Annotated in this window: 19 protein-coding genes; 7 read left to right on the plus strand and 12 right to left on the minus strand. The window is 59.0% G+C overall.

From position 1 onward, the window contains the following. Positions 1-498: 498 nt before the first annotated feature. A complete protein-coding gene (locus AF337_RS27030) occupies positions 499-1,584 on the plus strand; it encodes a glycosyltransferase family protein (protein ID WP_049734548.1) in 1,086 nt (361 codons plus the stop codon). A gap of 490 nt (positions 1,585-2,074) precedes the next feature. Here the strand turns inward: AF337_RS27030 and AF337_RS27035 are convergent, their stop codons facing one another. Then, positions 2,075-3,406 carry a hypothetical protein gene (locus AF337_RS27035; protein WP_049734549.1) on the minus strand — a complete coding sequence of 444 codons (1,332 nt, stop codon included), beginning with the start codon at positions 3,404-3,406 and terminating at the stop codon, positions 2,075-2,077. A 603-nt stretch (positions 3,407-4,009) separates the two neighbouring features. Here AF337_RS27035 and AF337_RS27040 point away from each other — a divergent pair. The 6 genes from AF337_RS27040 to AF337_RS46130 all read left to right on the plus strand — a co-directional run bounded on the left by AF337_RS27040 (position 4,010) and on the right by AF337_RS46130 (position 9,068). Then, positions 4,010-4,996, plus strand: coding sequence for a lysylphosphatidylglycerol synthase transmembrane domain-containing protein (locus tag AF337_RS27040; protein WP_244471322.1), 987 nt, complete (start codon positions 4,010-4,012; stop codon positions 4,994-4,996). Positions 4,997-4,999: 3 nt separating this feature from the next. After that, positions 5,000-6,331 carry a glycosyltransferase family 2 protein gene (locus AF337_RS27045; RefSeq protein WP_049734551.1) on the plus strand — a complete coding sequence of 444 codons (1,332 nt, stop codon included), beginning with the start codon at positions 5,000-5,002 and terminating at the stop codon, positions 6,329-6,331. Positions 6,332-6,333: 2 nt separating this feature from the next. Next, on the plus strand, positions 6,334-7,116 hold the full coding sequence (locus tag AF337_RS27050) for a class I SAM-dependent methyltransferase (protein ID WP_049734552.1): 783 nt from the start codon (positions 6,334-6,336) through the stop codon (positions 7,114-7,116). Positions 7,117-7,226: 110 nt separating this feature from the next. Next, positions 7,227-7,868 (plus strand): FkbM family methyltransferase, encoded by a 642-nt coding sequence (locus tag AF337_RS27055; protein WP_244471323.1) that lies wholly within the window; start codon positions 7,227-7,229, stop codon positions 7,866-7,868. Positions 7,869-7,884: 16 nt separating this feature from the next. Further along, positions 7,885-8,748, plus strand: coding sequence for an FkbM family methyltransferase (locus AF337_RS27060; RefSeq protein WP_049734554.1), 864 nt, complete (start codon positions 7,885-7,887; stop codon positions 8,746-8,748). A 197-nt stretch (positions 8,749-8,945) separates the two neighbouring features. Further along, positions 8,946-9,068: a hypothetical protein gene (locus AF337_RS46130; protein ID WP_280138872.1), complete on the plus strand. Its 123-nt coding sequence runs from the start codon at positions 8,946-8,948 to the stop codon at positions 9,066-9,068. Between the two features lie 77 nt (positions 9,069-9,145). Here the strand turns inward: AF337_RS46130 and AF337_RS27070 are convergent, their stop codons facing one another. The 11 genes from AF337_RS27070 to AF337_RS27120 form a co-directional block, all read right to left on the minus strand. After that, positions 9,146-9,781, minus strand: a complete 636-nt coding sequence (locus tag AF337_RS27070) for a hypothetical protein (RefSeq protein WP_049734556.1) — start codon at positions 9,779-9,781, stop codon at positions 9,146-9,148. 322 nt (positions 9,782-10,103) lie between these two features. Further along, positions 10,104-10,433, minus strand: coding sequence for a hypothetical protein (locus AF337_RS27075; protein ID WP_049734557.1), 330 nt, complete (start codon positions 10,431-10,433; stop codon positions 10,104-10,106). Continuing rightward, positions 10,430-11,434, minus strand: a complete 1,005-nt coding sequence (locus tag AF337_RS27080; protein ID WP_049734558.1) for a tail fiber domain-containing protein — start codon at positions 11,432-11,434, stop codon at positions 10,430-10,432. The genes AF337_RS27075 and AF337_RS27080 overlap by 4 nt, the downstream gene beginning before the upstream one ends. After that, on the minus strand, positions 11,400-11,816 hold the full coding sequence (locus tag AF337_RS27085; RefSeq protein WP_049734559.1) for a GNAT family N-acetyltransferase: 417 nt from the start codon (positions 11,814-11,816) through the stop codon (positions 11,400-11,402). Before AF337_RS27085 ends, AF337_RS27080 begins: the two co-directional genes overlap by 35 nt. After that, complete coding sequence (locus tag AF337_RS27090) at positions 11,813-13,636, minus strand: hypothetical protein (protein ID WP_049734560.1); 1,824 nt, start codon at positions 13,634-13,636, stop codon at positions 11,813-11,815. The genes AF337_RS27085 and AF337_RS27090 overlap by 4 nt, the downstream gene beginning before the upstream one ends. Then, complete coding sequence (locus tag AF337_RS27095; protein ID WP_049734561.1) at positions 13,633-14,340, minus strand: phage adaptor protein; 708 nt, start codon at positions 14,338-14,340, stop codon at positions 13,633-13,635. Before AF337_RS27095 ends, AF337_RS27090 begins: the two co-directional genes overlap by 4 nt. Before the next feature lie 29 nt (positions 14,341-14,369). After that, the gene (locus AF337_RS27100) at positions 14,370-14,936 is read right to left on the minus strand and encodes a hypothetical protein (RefSeq protein ID WP_049734562.1); all 567 of its coding nucleotides are present in this window, start codon (positions 14,934-14,936) and stop codon (positions 14,370-14,372) included. 238 nt (positions 14,937-15,174) lie between these two features. Continuing rightward, positions 15,175-15,960 carry a hypothetical protein gene (locus AF337_RS27105; protein ID WP_049734563.1) on the minus strand — a complete coding sequence of 262 codons (786 nt, stop codon included), beginning with the start codon at positions 15,958-15,960 and terminating at the stop codon, positions 15,175-15,177. A 21-nt stretch (positions 15,961-15,981) separates the two neighbouring features. Beyond that, on the minus strand, positions 15,982-16,956 hold the full coding sequence (locus AF337_RS27110; RefSeq protein ID WP_003587937.1) for a phage major capsid protein: 975 nt from the start codon (positions 16,954-16,956) through the stop codon (positions 15,982-15,984). A gap of 49 nt (positions 16,957-17,005) precedes the next feature. Next, positions 17,006-18,085 (minus strand): hypothetical protein, encoded by a 1,080-nt coding sequence (locus AF337_RS27115; protein ID WP_049734564.1) that lies wholly within the window; start codon positions 18,083-18,085, stop codon positions 17,006-17,008. A 92-nt stretch (positions 18,086-18,177) separates the two neighbouring features. Beyond that, positions 18,178-18,489 (minus strand): hypothetical protein, encoded by a 312-nt coding sequence (locus AF337_RS27120; RefSeq protein ID WP_049734565.1) that lies wholly within the window; start codon positions 18,487-18,489, stop codon positions 18,178-18,180.

Raw genomic sequence — 18,489 nt, forward strand, 5'->3', positions numbered from 1 at the left:
TCTCGCGCGGATGCCCACTGGTCAGAATTTGCTTTGTCTGCGCGAAGCGCATCTGCGGATCGGTCGGGTGGCTGTCACTGTCATGAATTGCAACCGAATGCGATACGAGAACCCTATCGCCGATGATGACTTCACTCGCTGACCAGATTGTTGACATCGGGCCGAGGTAAAACCATTCACCGATCTCGATCCTCCCTCCGAAACCGAAGGTTAAAAGTTCGCCGCGGATCGTTCCGTTGGCGCCCACTTGGATCGCTGATCGGTCATTGCGGATGTTGAAGACTCTGCCTTCGGAACTCAACTTGGTGGACATGCCAAGGACGGCGTCCCTCCTAGCGGCAGAAGTGACAAGGCTTGCTAAAAGCTTTTCGCGAGCAGTTAATATCAGACTTGAAAACACTTGCCGCCCTTACCGTCTCAACTGGAAAGATCATTATCGCCAACGACTGGTTTTAATGGTACGCGGGTTCAACTGCGAGCCACCACATCGGTTAAGTAATGCGCGTCTTTCAGAATTTTGGCCTATACCCTGCATATATGCACCGACTCAATAAGCTTGCAGGATCAGCGAATGCTTTTTCCGAAAGACGGCAGGTTTTTCTCTCGGATTCGTTCGGCGCGTGCCACCTGCTTAAGGCAGTGGTCGACGGAAGTAGCGATGCATTCTTCACAACCGGTGACGATCCCATTACGCAGAGATTTTGGGCCCAAGAGCATGGCCTTCCAGCCTCCACGGCGTTGGAGCAAATACTGCTTAGCCAGATCGAGGATCACCGCACTGAGATTTTCTACAATCTTGATCCTATTCGATACGGCAATGAGTTCGTCAGAAAGTTGCCGGGAACGGTAAAAAGGTCGATAGCTTGGCGAGCGGCGCCTTCAGGAAACGTCGATCTGGGTGCTTATGATCTTCTTGTCTGCAATTTTCCAACGATCATAGAAAGCTACAGAGGCCGCGGATGGCGGGCAGAGTACATGGCGCCATCCCATGACCTCGCAATGGACAGCTATGCGGCAAACAGCAGCCGCCCGATCGATATTTTATTTGTTGGAGGATATAGCCGCCATCATAGCAGACGCGCGGAAATTCTTGAGGCGGTCTCCGAACTTCGCAAGGATTTTCGGGTTGTCTACCACTTGGACCGATCTCGCCTTACGCGACTTGCTGAAAGCTCTCTGGGATGGCTCTTGCCTCTTAACGATCATCGGCGTCCTAAGGGCATTCGCGCGGTTTCCCGTCCGCCTGTTTTTGGGCGCGACCTGTATCGCGGAATCTCGCAAGCAAAAATCGTCTTGAACGGAGCTGTCGACATGGCCGGCTCAGATCGAGGCAACATGCGCTGCTGGGAAGCGTTGGGCTGCGGTGCTCTGATGATCTCCGACGCTGGCAACTACCCCAATGGAATGATCGACGGTACCACCATAGTGACCTATGGCAATGCGCAGTCGGCAGTGGCATCAATTCGAACTGCACTCGCCGACCAAACCAGACTGAGAGAAATCGCGGCAGCTGGCAACATGATGATCAAGAGCCGATACAGCAAAGAGGCTCAATGGGAGAGTTTTACGCAACTCTGTCGGTAAACTGCGGATCTTTTTGATGGTTAACCTGTTCTATAGCGCTTTGATTTTGACTGGATTTTTCATGCCCGCCGGGCCTACCATTTTTTCATAAGCTGCCGTTTCCGCTGACCTTTGACTTTGATGTCCCCCTTTTCAAGGTTTACCTCGTCAAGGGGGACACTTTTGTCTCGTTCCGTCTGGAGGAAGCAGAGCCATCGTCGACGCTTCTTTCGGCGGGCCGCGCGTGTGAATAGATCGGTATGCTGGCTCGTCGCCCCTGTTTTTCGGCAGCGATCAAAGTGCCCGCTTCAAAGTCCATGGGCGAAGAGTCCAATGATCCGGCTCGTCGCGCATTGCGCATCTTGTGGCCGAATAAAGGCGCTCACGGAACGGCTAATCAAGGGCAAGGACTATAGGTCATCGATCGCGTCTTGTGCGATTTCCCGTCTGCCGACGAACACGCCTTTGATTGCGCCATTTTCGTCGCGCATCACGTAAACCAAAGTCATGATCAAGCTCCATTCAGGCGCGGTACGGTATAGTCGTTAAAGCCGATTGATCGCAATGTATACGATACGCTACCGACCGTCGTGATGGCGTAAATGGTTACAATCCCCGTTGATCGTGATCGGCAGCGAGCAGATACGCGGCCCGCTTGTGCCGTGTTGCCCGCGTTAACATTGAAGACTGCAACAGGAGATGTGACAGCATCAGCCCCGGCGCCAAGCTCGCCGGATGAACTTGCCGAAGAATTAACCGCAAGCAACCAATAAACCTCTGTAGAAATCCCAGCTGGAGCGCCTATTGGCTGTATATCGTTCGGCGCTATGCCGGTTCCGTTGTACTCCTGCACAGCTGCAGTAATTCTATATTCGTTACCATCTTGGATATATTGGCGAATCACATTTGCAGAAGTCGTTAATACGGCATTTACACGCACAATAACTTCCCAACCTATAAGATTTACCGTTGCAACGAGCGCCGGGACAGATTGCAGACTTGCAACCCAATCGCCAACGCCTGTTGCCAGGTTGCGCACAGAATGAACAAAATAGGTTTTGCTCGCCTGCATGACGCCAGTGTCAAGGAATCCGCCGCTATTGCCGGCCGTGAAGGTGGTGGACAGGGATTTTGTCAGCGCGGAAGCATAGATGACGTTCTTAGAATTGAAGAACACCTCGCCGGTTTTTATCTGAATAGAAGTGCTGGATACATAGACGGTCTCACACCCGACGACGTTGTTGATCTCCGACTTCGCCTGGATCTTGGCAATCAGCTTATCCGTGAAGAACGCTGTCCCACTGCAGACGATGAAGGTGGAATACCCGTTCGGAACGACAAGCGTTGCCGCCCCGTCGATCGTCTCCAAACCGTTCGGATCAATCGTCACATCGCCGCCATCGGCAATGACGCAATAGTGCCAGTTTGCGCCGAGCGTTGCCGCGGCGGTGAGCGTGAGCGTGGCCGCCGCGGTAAAGCGATGGATAGCATTATCGTCGGATGCGAGCGCGGTGTAATCGCCCGACTTGGCCGCATAGACCAGATCCTGATCGAACGCGATATCGACGCCGTTCTGGGCAAAGCCAAGCAGGCCGCCGCCTTTCAGATAGACGCCGGTCTGCGGGTTCGAGGCGAAGCCGACGCCCGGCGCGGACACCGTTCCGCCGGCCGCCTTGAGCGGCGCGATCATCGGCGCCGAGCCGTCGCGGGGCAGCGAATTGGTGATTTCGTTGCCGAGGTCGGTGGTCAGCGCGTTCCACGGCGCCGGGTCGATGACCTGGCCGACGGAGGGTGTCGTGCCGGCGGGTTTGGAATAGACGCCGGTTGATGGGTTTCTGGGCATTTACCTTGCTCCAAAAGAAGGGGTTGATTGTTGCCGCAATGCACTCGGATAAAGTGAGTTGCATTCTTTTTCTTCTCCACTGGATGGAGAATACCTGTGAGAGTCGCGCCTTATGATTGCTGACCGCAGCGCTCCCATTCTGGGCCGTCAAAGGGATCGCCGTTCTTTTTATCGGCGGCCTGCTGGCATGCTGCCTACTGATGGTTGCTGCCTCACCCGAGCGGCGTTCTGCGAAAGAAGAACTTCAGCAAGCGCGGCCATCCGTGGGTCAGTTAGACGCGTGGGCTGAACCAGTTGGTTCGCGAGGTAGGCGCGAACCCCGGGGCAGATAGATACAAAGCATAAAGCGGCGGGATTTTTGCTCTTGCTTACGACAGTGATTGATTTAGAAAACCGCTTCGCAAAGGCGTGGCTGGCCCAATTGGCCCTGAATTAAAAGGCAGCAGCCCACGGACTGAAAGCAGCTCCGTCGCCACTGCAACTCCTGTGAAAGGAAGAGGTCACGGGGTTGCCCCTGATTGTTGTGATATGTTAGGGGCAGCGATCCGAGTAGACACTTGCGGTTTAAAGTCGGCGCGGCTTCGAAAGAGAACATCAGAAAACGTGACAACTGGCCTCTTCAATCATCAACGCCTGCAGATGCTTATAGCCTCCGCAATAAGCCTTGTCCTCCTGATATTCCTGCTAAGGGCGGTGGATTGGGAAGAAGCCATCCGCATTTTTCGCAGCGGAATATCCGTCACATCGCTCCTGTGGTTTATGCTCGTTACCTTCAGTATCGCTGCAGCTTATGCGGTGCGATGGCGCCTGTTGCTGGATGGCAAGATCGGTTACGGAACGTCCCTCATGGCCTCCCTACTCGGCCTGGGCGCCAACATGGTCCTTCCTGCGAGAGGCGGAGACCTCTTGCGTGTACATTACAGCCGAGTTGTCGCGACTGTCCCCTACGGAGACGCTCTTGGCAGGCTTCTGGTCGAAAAGATGGTTGACCTGGTGACGATCATTTCAGTCGGCATATTTTCTTTGGTTTTACTGAGTCATACATTGAATTCCGAATACCGAAATGTTCTTTTGGTCATCATGCTTGGTGCATTGGTTGGGATATTTCTATCGGCAGTTTTGATAAGGAATTTCGGCGATCGGCTTGTCCCGATATTGCGACCTGTCTTCGGTCTCCTGCGACGTCAGGATTTCTTTGACCGTCACGTTATTTCTTTTATCCGAAATTCCGCACGAAGCTTAACTCTGTCCGTGACTATCGTTCCGGCCTTTCTCACACTAGCTTTGTGGCTTTCGGCATACGCCCTTGCGTATATCTTCGTCGCCCGGTTTGTCGGCATCGCGCTGAGTTATCAAGAATCGTTGTTCATGTTGTTTGCCGGCGGGTTGGGCCTGATGATCCCGGCTGCGCCATCGGGAGTCGGCACCTTCCATGCATCCGTCGTTTCGGCATTCGTATTACTAGGGCGTTCGCCGTCGGAGGGGTTGCTCCTGGCGACGGCCGTTCATTTTCTCTTTTTTGTGGTGTACGTTGTGCCTGCAGCCCTCATTCTGGGACATTGGCGCTTGAACCGCTTGGCGCCGAGGTAACTTATGCGGGACTATTTCTATTCTCAATTGAGAAAGTACATTGGCCTCTTTATCCTGGGCCAGAATTCCGTGGTCGAGATCGATCCGACGACGCCTCTGCTGATTGGTAAATTTCCTCAGGGCAAGATAGCGTTTCGCTCGAGAACGCACCCTGCAGAACCTGTGAATGAGTTTGACGAGCACAAGGTCGTCAAGATCGAAGACGTCGCTGACACCAAACCCGATTACCTGGTCATCAGCGGCCTCATCCATTACGAACGAGACATACAGAGCATGTTCGCTCAGGCACGTGCATTGTGTTCGCCTGAGACACGCCTTGTTCTTACCTATTACAGTAGTATGTGGCGGCCGCTTGCGACTCTCGCATCTAAGCTCGGTCTGCGCCGGCGGGTTCCTGAATCGAATTGGCTTGCCCATGAAGACATCGAGAATCTTTTGACGCTCGAAGACTTCGAATTGATACGACTGGACCAGAAGATCCTGATCCCGCTTTACATCCCACTTATCAGTGCCTTTGTTAACCGCTACCTTGCTCCTCTTCCGCTTCTTCGAACTCTCTGCCTTATCAACATCGCGATTGCGAGGCCGAACGGCGATGCCGCGTCGAAGACCGTGCCGTCGGTGTCAATTGTAGTTCCGGCGAGGAACGAGGCAGGAAATATCGAGGATATTGTCAAACGGTTGCCGTCTATGGGGCCGGATGATGAACTTATTTTTGTCGAAGGCAATTCGACCGACGCGACGTGGAAGGCGATCCAGGAAGCGCAACAGCGTTATGGCGGCGAACGCACCATCCTGATTGCCCAGCAGGATGGGAAGGGTAAAGGCGATGCCGTCCGGAAGGGCTTTTCGCTGGCCTCAAAGGACGTCTTGATGATTCTTGACGCGGACATGACGGTCCCGCCCGAGGATTTGCCGAAATTCTACAATGCCATCAAGGACGGGAAAGGCGAGTTCATCAACGGCACGCGCTTGGTCTATCCCATGGAAAAGGAGGCTATGCGTTTCTTCAACCTCCTGGGCAACAAGTTTTTCGCATTGGCTTTCTCCTTCGTTCTTGGCCAGAGATACAAAGACACCCTATGCGGAACCAAGGTGATCAGCCGCTCCAATTATCTGAAGCTTCAGGCAAACAGATCCTACTTCGGTGATTTCGATCCCTTTGGTGATTTCGACCTGATCTTCGGTGCGGCGCGGATGGGCCTTAAGATCGTCGAGGTTCCGATCAGCTATCGTGAAAGACTCTACGGTGAAACGAACATCTCGCGTTGGCGCCACGGTGCCATTCTGTTGGCCATGCTGGTTTTTGCGGCAAGACGAATAAAGTTTCTCTGACGATGGAATCCGAAAGCGCTCTCTATGAGGCCGATCTTGCTCAGACGCTGGCAAATCGCACGCGGCTAAGCGCAAATCCGAACCTGATGCACTGGTATGGTGAGCTCTACCAGGAGATGTTTCGGCAGGAACCGGATATTGCCACGAATACCGTTCTGGAAATCGGGAGCGGAACATCGCCTCTCAAGGGCTTCCTACCGAATGTCATCACCTCCGATGTGCTGAAGTTAGACTATCTGGACTTTGTCTTCGATTGCCACGAGATCGCGAGCTTGCCTGACATCGCGGACCACAGCGTCGATGTGATTACCATGACCAATGTTCTGCATCACCTGAAGGATCCCCTTGCTTTCCTCCGCGGAGCAACGCGAAAGCTCACAAAGGGCGGCAGGGTGTATGTGACGGAACCCTATTTGTCCTGGCTATCCTACCCGATGTATAAACTTCTCCATCATGAGCCGGTGGATTTCAGTATCCACCGCCCGGTTCTGGATACCGTTCAGGGTCCTCTTTCGACCTCAAATCAGGCTATGCCACATATGATCTTCTTTCAGCGGCCGGACTGGCTCGCTGAGCTTGCAGATTGCTATAGCCTCGAGAAGACGAGGATCAGCTATTTCACCTCGCTCTCCTATATGGTGACAGGCGGGATATCGAGAAAGTATCCTGTGCCTGGTTGGGCTTATAAGCCTTACTTCAAGCTCGACAGAGCAATAGGCACCGCGCTGCCCAAGGTGTTCGCCTCATTCTTCACGGCCCGCCTCACATCAAAAGAAGAGGTGTAGGGATGGTTTTGCTACGTCTCGCCGATTGGCTCTATCGACACTGTTATCCCCTTTATTACCCTCTCTATTCCGTATGGAAGGCAGTTTCAGAACGACGTGAGCGCGCACTGATGCGCGAGATGCTTTCGCCGGGCATGATCGTCGCAGATATCGGTGCAAATATCGGAATATATACCCGTATGTTCTCCGCTCTGACGGGAGCGACCGGCCATGTGCATGCCTTCGAGCCGGCGCCGGCGAATTTCGAAAAGCTTGAAGCGACGGTAAGCGGCTTGTCGAATGTATCGCTGCGGCACGCCGCGGTCGGAGCGGCCAGCGGCACCACCAGGCTGTATGTTTCGGCCGAGCTGAATGTCGATCACCGAACATTCGATAGCGGCGACGGGCGAGTAAGCATCGACGTCCCATTGGTGAAGCTCGACGATTACTTTTCGCCAGGGCAACGGGTCGATTTTATCAAAATTGATGTTCAGGGATACGAGTTGAGCGTTCTGCAGGGTGCCGAGCGGGTGCTGCGAGAGAACCGCGACATTCGGGTTTTCATGGAGTTCTGGCCTTACGGCCTGTCGAAAGCGTCAGTGAATCCGTCCGAGCTCACCCAATTCCTAAAGATGCTGAATTTCGAGTTCCACAACATTGCGGATCCACCTGGTACTGCTTTCAATGACGAGAGCCTCGATCCAGAAAACGCGGGCCAATATTGCAATCTGATCGTTGCAAGAAGAGCGCCTGCCCATCCCAATATCACTTAAAGGCGACGTGCGGACAATGTTATCCACCAGCAACAAAATCCTGATCGCTCGCTCTCTATCTAAAGCTGTCTTGTTCGTCCGGGGTTGCGTTGGCTTACCCGCCACCGTGATCGCGAAACGGCGGGGAGTAAATTGGTCGCTGGACCTGAGAGACGGCGTTGATTTCGCGATCTACCTGTTGGGCGGGTTCGAGGTCAGAACGCTCGATAGGTATAGAGAGCTGATAGGGGATGGAGACATCGTCCTCGATATCGGTGCCAATGTCGGTTCTCATACGTTGCCCCTGGCGCAATTGGTGGGCGGAGCCGGCAGGGTAATCTCCTTCGAGCCGACGGCTCATGCATTCGCGAAACAGAAAGCCAATATTGCGCTCAACCCGACGCTCGCCCAGCGGATCGACGCTTACCAGATGATGCTTATGGCAAGTGCGTCCGAAGCGATGCCCGAGGCGGTCTATTCAAGCTGGCCGCTCGAAGTTGCCGAAGATTTGCATAGTGAACACCACGGTCGTCTCATGTCGACAAAGGGCGCGCGGCTCGGCACAGTGGACGAAACACTGCGGGATCTTGGGGTCGGCAAGGTCGATTTCATAAAACTTGACGTCGACGGCAATGAGCTGGCGGTTCTACTTGGGGCGACGGTGACTCTCAAAGAGTTCCAGCCGCGGATAATGCTTGAATTGGCCCCCTATGTTTATGCTGACAATCCCGGAGACTTCGACAGGTTGTTGGAGCTTCTCTGGGAGGGCGGTTACGAAATTGGCGAAATGGCATCTGGCAGGAAGCTGCCCGAAGACGCCGACAAAGTACGCGCGATGATTCCGGAAGGTGGCGGTATGAATGTGCTGGTTCGAAGCAAGCGCTCAAAGGAAGCGAGATAACTCAGTTCGAGCGGGCTGCGCTTGGGGCGGATATTATTTCCCGCGGCATTTGAACCTTTACAATTTTGAGCGATTGGCCGAACTCCTGCGCAGAGTGGGGTTGGCTGTCGAAGCTCAACGCAATCTTCCCGCTCCTTTGATCTGGATTTACTCCCTTCAAGGGCGCTGTGCAGGCGCGTTTCGGCTGGAAGAGCTCCTTGACGAAGATATTCGGCGTCAAAAATATACCTTTGGTTGCTGCCTTTGCTTTTCTTGATATCGCCGCCATCGCGATGAAGTTTACAACGTCAAACCAACAGGCAATATCGAAGAAGGTATAGCCGCCGTGGTGTCTGCGCCGGGGCCGAACGAGCTTTCTCGCGTTGCGGCCCCGGAAGCCTGAATTGGCGGGGATAGGTCACCAGCCACCACCACCGCCATTTCGACCGCGTACTCTAAGAAGCGCGCGTGTAAGAGCAGCCTTCGCGCCGGCTCTCCGACCACCTTCGCTGCCGGCTTCGGCCGGCATCATACGACGCCCCGTTAAAGCATCCATAGCGAGTCCTTTCACAGCCTCTTCGCCAGCGCCACGAATGGCCTGCTCAACTCGGTTCCCAAAACCACCTTCCCCGTTCCCGAAACCTTCAAAGGCACCGCGCGCGATGTCGGCTTTCCTCCCTGACGGCAACTTAAAAGCTAGGTCAGAGGCCAAACCTCCGGCGCGCTGCAGCGTTTCGGAGACATAGGGATGCTGTTCGTCGAAGGCTCTGTCCATCCCGCGCTGAATAGCGAGTGCGTTATCATACCGCTCTCCAAGCGTTTCGCCCGGCAGCGGCGGAAACAAAAAATCAGGCAGCAGTGGGTCAACAACGGGCGCCAGGAATGCAGCTGTCCCAGCGTCCATTTCGTCGAGATAGGGACCGGCGACAGTGCCGCGGCTGAAGGCGCGTAAGGCATTGTTGACCGAGAGGTCGCCGGACTGCCCCGCATAAGGGTCATTTCTAAGCTCGGCAACTTTTCTCGGTGGTACAACCGGTGTTCTGTTATCTGGCATTATAATCTCCTGTGGATGGTGATTGGGTTCGACAAGGCGTCTGAGCAGCAGCTTGGAGGTCTGTCTCAGTCTTAGGATGCAGGAGCGAACCTGAGCCGCACGCCGGCTTTCAGCCTTGCAAAGATTGAATCGCCACGGCGTGCGCCTCGGGGGACGTTCGCAATGGCAATGGCCTTCAGAAGGGCCGAACTCGCAGGCTGTTCATCGGAATTTGGTTTGAAGGAATGGCCACTGTCCGTTCGGCAGAAAAGGCCGACAACAGCAGGTGGAGCCTAAATCGCGGGCGCTAGCGACCCTTGACAGCAAAAGGGCTCCGGCATCGTCATGGAATACTGCGCTGTCCACCGAACAGCGACGACAGGAAGCCAGGGGGCTTCGCCGGCGGAGTGGCGGGCACGCCGGGCGGAATGGCAGGCGCGGCCGTCGGCGCCGCGGGAGCCTTGGCCGCAGTAGACTGCCGCTCCTGATCCTGCTGCCTGATCGCCAGCCCACCCATCAGCGCCTGCGCCAGCCGCGCCGCGCCCTGCCACGGCGACTGCACCGGGCTCGCATCCATGCCCTGCTCCAGCATGGCGTAGGCCAGTTGCTTGCGCTTGTCGTCGATGTCGCTCTGGGTCCTGCCGGTATTGCCGGCGAAGATGGTTGGGATCATGCCACTGCCCTTCCGTAGAAGACGCGGTCGAAGCCGTCTTCGTGTTCGAACACCGCGTCCGGATGGATTTTTCGCACATCGTCGGACATCAGGCCGAGCTGCATCGGGCCGCCGTCCTTGTAGCGGTAGGCGTAAACAGGCAGGCCGTTATCCAGCGTGCCGACGCGTTTGATGTCCTCCTTCAGCCGCCGGTCGGATTTCGCCCAGCCGCCAAGGAGTGTTCCGCCGAGCCCGAAAAGGCCGCCCATCGCGGCGTTGGATTGGGCGACCTGGCGGTCGTAGAGGCCCATTTTCTGGTTGAAATTGTCGTTGATCAGCCCCGCCTGGTCGACGTTCGGCAGCTGCGTCGTCGGCGTGTTGACGTAGCTCGGCTGATGCACCTGCGATCCCGACATCAGCGCCGAGATCTCGTTCAGCGGCTGGTTGCGCTCGGTCAGGATGGCGTTCTGCGCGTTCGAATACATATCGCCGAGATACTGGTCAGAGGCGGCCTGCTTGCGGGTGGAAAAATCGCGCATGGCGTTGTCGTAAGCCGCCGAGCCCATCGAGATGCCCTTGTCGGCCAGGCTCTGGTCGAGGCTTGCCTGATCGCGGTCCCATTGGTTGTTGAAGCCGGACTGCCAGTGATTATTGACGTATTTGTCGACATTGCCGGCGCTCAAATCGACATTGGTGCCGAGGATGCCGGAGATCTTGCCGGTCTGGTCGTTGGCGAGCCTGGCGAGGCCGAGCTGGGTCTGCTGCGTCTGGTCGTAGATCGCCTGGTTTTCCGGCGAATAGGTCTGATAGGCCGAATAGGTCGGCAGTTGATAGGTCTTGCCGGTCTGGTCTTTCATCGTCTGGTAGCCGCTGACCTTGTATTCCAGCGAGCCATCCGGCGTGTACTGGTTGGTGTGGCTCAAGCCGGCATTGGCGATGGCGGTGTCGACGTTGGTGGCCGTCTGGGCCGCCGCGGTCTGGGTCGGGTCAGGCGCCTTGGGGGCCTTCGGCGTGGAGACCATAGAGAAAATCCTCCTTCATGATTGCGTAAAGCAGCGCGTCGCAGTCGCCGAAATAGGCCTGCTGGCGGCCTTCCAGCCGGGCGCCGAGCCTTGCGAGCATCGTCTGGGCGTCGAAATTGTCGGCCCGGGTCCTGGCGGTTGCGCGCCGGCAGCCGAGCTGATGCACGACATATTGAAAAACCGATCGCATCAGCGTCCGCGTCAGCCGGTCGGCGGCAAGCGAGACCTCGACGTCATGCGCGGTCCAGACGTTGAAGACGAAGCCGGCAATGATCCGGCCGCGGTCGACATGGGCAAGCGTGGTGTAAGGCGGGTGGAAGCTGACGCCGATCCGGCCGCCGACCCAGGCGGCGATTTCCGCGCGCGGTTCGGAGACGATCAAATCGGCGTGCCCTTTTCGTAAAGCACCGAGCCGCCGACGACGGCGGCTTCCGAGACGGAGCCGGAGGAGCCGGAGATCAGCGCGCGGATCGTCGGCGCCAAGGCCGAACCGGCGCCGCCGGCGGAGGCGAATTTGCGCACCAGCGAAACGCCGGGAAATTTCGACACGCCCCAGACCGCCGTTCCCCATTTAGCCGCCGCGTTGTTTTCGACGGAGGACAAAAGGGCCGTCGGAATCTTGGTCTGGTAATCCACCGAGATCCCGCCATACATCAGCGAGGAAACGCCGATCTGCGCCGTCACCCCGATCAGCTTCGAGAGCTTGGTCGAGAGCCCGTCGCCGTAACGGCTCCAAGCGCCGACCATCAGTGCGTCGATCGCCACGCCATTGTCGTTGGCGCCGACCTCGGCCTCATAGACCGTGCCGTCGCCGGCGCCGAAGAACAGCCGATCCTGCCAGCTCGCCCAGCAGGAGGCCGGCATGCCGACGAAGCGGCACCAGGCGCCGGTTTCGGTGTTCATCACATATTGATAGGGGCCGAAGGAGGACGGCAGGTTGACGATCGCCATCTGCCGCGCGGGGAAGCTCGAAAGCTGCCATTCCTGCGAGGTCGTGCCGGTTGCCGCCACCGTCTCGCGCCATGTCGGGCCGATCCTTGAAGTAATCGCCCCGAGGCTGGTGGCGCCGCGGTCGAGCTGCACCGCCTTGGTGATCGGCACGATGCCATCGGTCGTCATGATCGCCAGATCCGCGCCGACCGACAGCAGGCAGCGGTCGCTGCCGAGCGGCCGGCCGAGCTTGAAGGTGCCGATCAGGCCCCAGTTCGCAACACTCGAAGGATCGGAACCCTGGAAGACGATCACCTCGCCTTCCGAAGAGATCAGCACCAGGCACTGCTGCAGGCCTGTGGAAACCGGGATCGTCCAGACATTGATCGCAACCAGCGTGCCGCCATATTTCATGTTGCCGCCGACCGGCAGAACCGTCGCCGCGCCGCTGACGGCGTCGGTGGCGAGATACCAGACATTGGTCGAATTCTTCTCGATGAACCACAGGCGCGAACGATAGGCCGTCACCGCGATCAGCAGTGACGAGTCCGATATGCCTGATATCATCGTCGAGGCGACGTAGGGGGTGGCGGCCGCGCCCTTTTCCAGCTGCGCATTGGTGACCGTTCCCGTCACGGTGACGACGAGCGTGCCGGCCGCCGGCGTGAAGGAAAGCGCGACGCGGTTGTTGACGCCGGTGCCGTTCAGCGTGCCTGAAAAGGCGCCGGAGAGCGTGACCGAGCCGGTGCCGAAGAAGCTCAGCGTATAGGCCGTGTTGCGGACGGCGACGTTCTGGGTGGCGAGTGCGGCCGTGCCGACCAGAAAATTGTTGGTCCAGGAGGTGCCGTTGAAGAGCAGCGGCGTGTCCAGGCCGTTGACGAGGCGCAGGAACTCCTGGCCGGCCGGGTTGGTGTATTGCTGCACCGACCAATGGGCGCTGGCCATGCCGGAGACGACGGGCGCACCGGCAGCACCGCCCACCGTCACGTCGAAGATCTTGTCGCCGGCGGCGGCAAACAGCCTGTTGCTGACGCCCGAATAGGGAATGACCGTCTGCACGTCGCCGCCGAGGCCGGTTGAGAAGGCGAGAAAACCATAGCGGGCGCGGACGCGGTTGGCCTCGGGAAAGAAGTTGTCGAGCTGAAACGCCGCATCTGCGGGCATATCGGCCATCTCGACATCGGTTCGCCAGCCGCCGATCGGCGCGATCCAATCTTTGCTCGGCGAAACGCGGCCGGTGCGCCCATTCGGAGGGACAGGTCTGCGGGTCATGGATTTGCCCCCGTGATCGTGCCGGGCCAATAATTCTCGGGCGCCTGACCCCGCGCCGGCAGCGACAGGTCGACGGGGCTTGCGGCGCGGTCGGCGCCGATCGCCGCTTCCTTGGAGCGCTCGAAGCTAGCGATCTCCTCGCCGTAATCGAGGCCCTTGGCCCGCTTCCAGCGCCAGATCAGCGAGAGTTCGAGGAGATCTTCGGGAAGACGGGCGGTATCGCTGTCATCAGCCCAATTGCCCGCCGTGGCCGCGCCGCCATTCACCGTCACCCAGAAGCCGGAGATATAGGCATATTCGACCGTCTCGCCTGGGGCATTCGGGTAGATGTCGAGCTTGCCGCCGGCCATGCGCCAGATCTGCGGCACCGGGTTTGAATTGAGGATCGTGTGGCGCTGCCAGGTCTGCGGCTCGACAGGGCCGTTGAGCTGCCAGAGGCGCGCGGCATTCCAGATCGTGGCGTTGGCGGCGAAGCGGTTCCAGTCGGCAGGCGGCTCTGCCGGTTCCGGATTTGCACCGGTCGCCACGAACTGCCGCCGCACCATCAGCGCCGACCAGTCATGCTGGCGCATCAGGTCGCGGCCGGCGCGGGTGGAGAGGATGCGCAGCTGCATGATCTGCGGATCCGCCGAGGACATGACGGCCGTCGGCGGATCGAGGTCGATTTCCGCGCAGACGTTCTGAATGATGGTCAGGAGCGACATGCGGGGGGTCTCCGGTTCAAAGCAGTTGTTCAGGCGGCCGGGCGGCTGCGGGCCTTGCTGCCCTGGCCGTCGTTTTCCAGCGCCTCGAAACGCGAGGCCATCTCCTTCATCTGCTCCTGCAGACGGATGACCTCATCCTTCAGCCGCTCGTTTTCGGCGGCAAAGGCGGACGCCGCGCTGGAGTTTTCGGCGGTGGCGAGATAGGCCCGGGCGGCGGCAGTCAGCTCGTTGGCGCCCATGCCGATCTTCTGCTTGGCGGTGTCGGAAAGGGCGGCGAGCTGTTCGACGGTGTAGATATTGACCGCCTCCAGCTCCTTGATCTGGCTGGGCTTGAGATAGGGCCATTGCGAAAGCGGCGTGCCGGTCAGCTGTTCGCGGGCCGCGGCCCCGTCCTTGAACCGCTTATAGGCGTCGGCAAAGCGCTGTTTGTCGTTGTCGGTCACCTCGCGGTAGACCTCGGTGTGTTTGTCGCCGGCGATGAAGATGCGGACGAATTCCTTATCGGCAAAAATCGGCCGGCCTTCCTTCTCGGTCAAAAAGGTCTGTTCGACCGGCTCGAGGCTGAAGGAGGCATAGATTCCGGTGTTGTCGGGCATGTGCTGGTCTCGCTGTTGATGGCGGGGAGATGCGGGCGCCGAAGCGCCTGCTGTGATGTCGCGCAGATGGCTGCCCCTCACCCTAACCCTCTCCCCGTAAAAACGGGGAGAGGGGACGTGCCCTGCGAGAGGTCTGTGGGGACGGAAAGCTCGCGGCTTGCTCCCTTCTCCCCGCGCGCGGGGAGAAGGTGCCGGCAGGCGGATGAGGGGCACACCGAACATAGAAAGGTCGACGGCTTTAGTTCACCTTCGACAGAAACGGCCGCATCAGCGTCGCCTCAAGCACGCCCGTCGCGGTGACGGTAATGCCCGTGCCGTTGGCCGTCGCATTGGCCGAGAGCGTGATGCTCTGCACGACGCCGTTCGGGCTGTAGGTGATGCCCGCAATCGTCGTGCCGCCAGCAATGCCGGTGCCGGAAACCGCCGCACCGATGAACGGACCGGAACCGGCACTCAGACCGGCGATACCCGCCAGCTGGTTGGAGCCGTTGACGGTGTTGGCCGTAAACGTCTGGTTGGCGGCGGCAAAGTTGACGTTGGCAATCGCCTTGGTGGTGGCGGTGGCCGAGGCCGGGGCGCTCGCCTGGCCTACGGTGGCGGTGGTTTCGGCAACGACGAGGGCCGCCGTTGCGGTTGCCACCTGCGACGGCGCCTGGCCGTTGCGCTGCAGCCAGATGTAGTAAGTGCCGGCTGCGAGCGTAATGGCGCCGACCGGACCGCCGGTCAGCGTCGGCGGCTGGGCGGCACCGGAAAAGACGCCGCAGCGCTGGCCGACGACGGCCGCCGCCGTGGTCAGCAGCGAAGCGACATAGTCCCGGGTCCACTGGAACCACTGGCCGGGCTGAAGGGTCGTCTGCGCGGCCAGCACCAGCTGGCAATAGACCCATTCGGATTCACGATCGCCGCCGGCGATCGCGCCGAGGGCGAAGTTCGGACCCGGGATGCCGGATCCAGCGACGATCGGGCCTTCGACGACGAACGGGTTCGCGCCAAGACGATCGGTCTGGGAAGTTGCGATAGTCATGGAGGTGATCCTTTCTTCGACTTAGGCGAACAGCACGCCCTGCAGGAAGGCGTTGTTCATGGTGAGGTTGCCGGCAAAGCCCATCAGCTGGACGAAGGCATCCTGGTTGGTGTTCATGCGCTCGTCGCCGATCGGCGCCATGTCGCGGTCGCGGTGCGGGCGGTAGAACAGGTATTTGGTGTTCAGGAAGAACATCTGATTGAGCGGCGCGCCGCCGCCGAAGCCGCCGTCGAAGATCACGTCGGCGCCCATGTATTGCAGCGACTGGAAGCCGGCCATGCCCTTGTCGGCGGAAGTGATGCGCTGGATCGCCTGCAGCGATTCCCAGTAGAGACGGAAGAAGTTGTTGTCGGCGACGACGAGATCGGGCGCGTCGGAGCCGCGCACGCAGGACATATAGAGCCGGTTCATATAGCTCTGGATGTTGGCATTGGTGGCGGCCGCACCACCATCGGCCGAGGCCGAGAATTTCTGGTTGCGCCAGAAACCCCAGGTGGCGCGCGAGATGCCGCCGACGGTGCCTGAGGTCGGCGAGGTCGAGATCAACAGCTGCAGGCCGCCGATCTGCCGCCCGCCATCGGCCGTGCCGTCGGAATAGCAGTCGAGCGCGATGTTGTTCTTCAGCGTCGTTTCGGCGTTCTCGATACGCTGCTCGAGCAGATCGAGGATCGCATCCTCGCCGGAATTCTGCAGCTGTTCGAGGCCGGACATGGAGACGGCAACCGCAGCCTGCTTGAGATCGTATTCGGCGGCGGTGATGACGTCGGAGGGCTGCACGTTCAGGATATCGTAGCCGGAATACCGCTTAAAGGTAGAATTTTCCTGATACTGCAACTCCTGGACGATGGTGCGGCCGCCGGAGATCGGCTTCTTGCGGCCGCGGCTGTTGAGACGGGTGAGAAGACCGTTGTTCTTCGTCACGTCGTCGGCGACCGTGCCGCTGCGGTTGCGCAGCGTCGTGGTGACGATTTCAGAGAGGTTGGGCGAGATGGGCATCGATCGTTCCTTTAATCAGACTTGGCCTTTGATCAGAATTGGCCTTTGATCAGACTTGGCCGCGCGAAAAACGCATGGCGTCGCGCAGCGAGTCGCGGATGGAGGTGGGCTGGCCCCTTGCCGCATCGCGGGTCGGGCCCGGCGCGGAAGAACCAGAGATGGATCGCGAGGCGCGGCGGGCTTGATCTGCCGCTGCGGCCCTCTGGGCGTGGAGTTGTGGGACGGAGGCCTGCGCAGTCTGACTGATCAACTGCCGGCGAATGTCCGGGCGCATCCAGCATGCGGCGTCGTAGGCGTCCTGGAGCGAGAATGCCCGCCCTGCGTTGACGAGGGCGATCATGTCGTCGAGCACATCTTCGGCGTGCGCGTTTGCCGGGTCGGAAAGGAAGGCATCGACTTGAGTTTCGGTGTCCCTTTTCCGCAATACATGTTCGACCGTCGCCTCGACATTGAAGGCGCCGGTCTGGCGTTGGGGCTGTGCCTGCTGCGAATTCCGCTGCAGGATCTCTCCCGTCTGGCCATTGACCAGGGCGTGCAGATTGACCCCGGCCATCCTGGCGACGTGAACGACGGTGTTGACCGGATCGTGGATGAGCGCCTTCTCCCAGTCGATCGCCCGGCGCATGACATCGGCATGGGTCACGCCGGCCTGGCGGATGATCGGGGTGAATTCCTCGAGCCCCTTGTAATCCTGCAGGACGCGGAAGCCGTTATCGACCTCCTGCTCGCGCTTGGCGATCGCCGCCTGCACTTCATGGGGAAGGCTGGTGAACTGCGCCTTGGCTTCCGCCGACCAGCCGGGCGGAACCCGGCTGCCGCTGGCTGCCGGCTGTTCGCTGCCCTGGCCGCGGTTCTGCAGCGTCTGCTTCTGGGCTGCAGCATTTGCCGCCGGCGCCTGCCCTGCCCGCGTTGCAGCACCGGCCTGTTCCTGCCCCTTGGCCAGGAAACGGCCGTTTTCGCCGTCGCGCGGCTGGCCTGATATATCGCCCGGGCCATTGGCCTCGACGGTGTCGATCGCCGCTTTCAAACTGTCGCGGATGCTGACAGGCTTATCGCTCAATGGCTTGTCGTCGAACGCACCAAAATCTTCGCTGCCGTTGCCGGCCTCGTTGAGGTCTTCCATATCCATGGGGAAATTTCCTATGTCGGGGATTGATGCCCGTTAGAGCTTTTATGCATGTCGTTATCCCGGAACCGCTGCACACTTCCGGGCGACATGCATTAGGCGTTGTACTCGGTGTAAACCCGCCGCAATTCGTTCCGGATCGCCATTCGATCCGCCTTCGGCTGCTCGATCGGCAACGGCTTTTCGTTGCCGATCTCGATCACCCCGGCTGCCCGGTAAGCCGAACGCAGCCTGGCTTTCGAGGTGTAATGCTTGCCGTCATGCATCGACTGGATATCGATGTTGTCGCTGACGAAATGCGGCGCCGGCAGATCCGACTGCGCCGGGTTTTGCACCGGCAGGCAATCGTGTGGCCATTGGTCGAGTGGATGCCAGCCGCCGCAGACGCGGCAATAGCGTTCTCTCAT

The sequence above is a fragment of the Rhizobium ecuadorense genome, assembly GCF_001187535.1.
GTDB lineage: Bacteria > Pseudomonadota > Alphaproteobacteria > Rhizobiales > Rhizobiaceae > Rhizobium > Rhizobium ecuadorense.

Excerpts from the sequence above, each read along its gene's own strand:
- AF337_RS27060 (WP_049734554.1), top strand. The coding sequence starts at position 7,885 with ATGTTATCCACCAGCAACAAAATCCTGATCGCTCGCTCTCTATCTAAA.
- AF337_RS27045 (WP_049734551.1), top strand. The coding sequence starts at position 5,000 with ATGCGGGACTATTTCTATTCTCAATTGAGAAAGTACATTGGCCTCTTT.
- AF337_RS27075 (WP_049734557.1), bottom strand. The coding sequence starts at position 10,433 with ATGATCCCAACCATCTTCGCCGGCAATACCGGCAGGACCCAGAGCGAC.
- AF337_RS27050 (WP_049734552.1), top strand. The coding sequence starts at position 6,334 with ATGGAATCCGAAAGCGCTCTCTATGAGGCCGATCTTGCTCAGACGCTG.
- AF337_RS27030 (WP_049734548.1), top strand. The coding sequence starts at position 499 with ATGCGCGTCTTTCAGAATTTTGGCCTATACCCTGCATATATGCACCGA.
- AF337_RS27095 (WP_049734561.1), bottom strand. The coding sequence starts at position 14,340 with ATGTCGCTCCTGACCATCATTCAGAACGTCTGCGCGGAAATCGACCTC.
- AF337_RS27110 (WP_003587937.1), bottom strand. The coding sequence starts at position 16,956 with ATGCCCATCTCGCCCAACCTCTCTGAAATCGTCACCACGACGCTGCGC.
- AF337_RS27120 (WP_049734565.1), bottom strand. The coding sequence starts at position 18,489 with ATGAGAGAACGCTATTGCCGCGTCTGCGGCGGCTGGCATCCACTCGAC.
- AF337_RS27115 (WP_049734564.1), bottom strand. The coding sequence starts at position 18,085 with ATGGATATGGAAGACCTCAACGAGGCCGGCAACGGCAGCGAAGATTTT.
- AF337_RS27100 (WP_049734562.1), bottom strand. The coding sequence starts at position 14,936 with ATGCCCGACAACACCGGAATCTATGCCTCCTTCAGCCTCGAGCCGGTC.
- AF337_RS27035 (WP_049734549.1), bottom strand. The coding sequence starts at position 3,406 with ATGCCCAGAAACCCATCAACCGGCGTCTATTCCAAACCCGCCGGCACG.
- AF337_RS27080 (WP_049734558.1), bottom strand. The coding sequence starts at position 11,434 with ATGGTCTCCACGCCGAAGGCCCCCAAGGCGCCTGACCCGACCCAGACC.
- AF337_RS27055 (WP_244471323.1), top strand. The coding sequence starts at position 7,227 with ATGCGCGAGATGCTTTCGCCGGGCATGATCGTCGCAGATATCGGTGCA.
- AF337_RS27070 (WP_049734556.1), bottom strand. The coding sequence starts at position 9,781 with ATGCCAGATAACAGAACACCGGTTGTACCACCGAGAAAAGTTGCCGAG.
- AF337_RS27090 (WP_049734560.1), bottom strand. The coding sequence starts at position 13,636 with ATGACCCGCAGACCTGTCCCTCCGAATGGGCGCACCGGCCGCGTTTCG.
- AF337_RS27105 (WP_049734563.1), bottom strand. The coding sequence starts at position 15,960 with ATGACTATCGCAACTTCCCAGACCGATCGTCTTGGCGCGAACCCGTTC.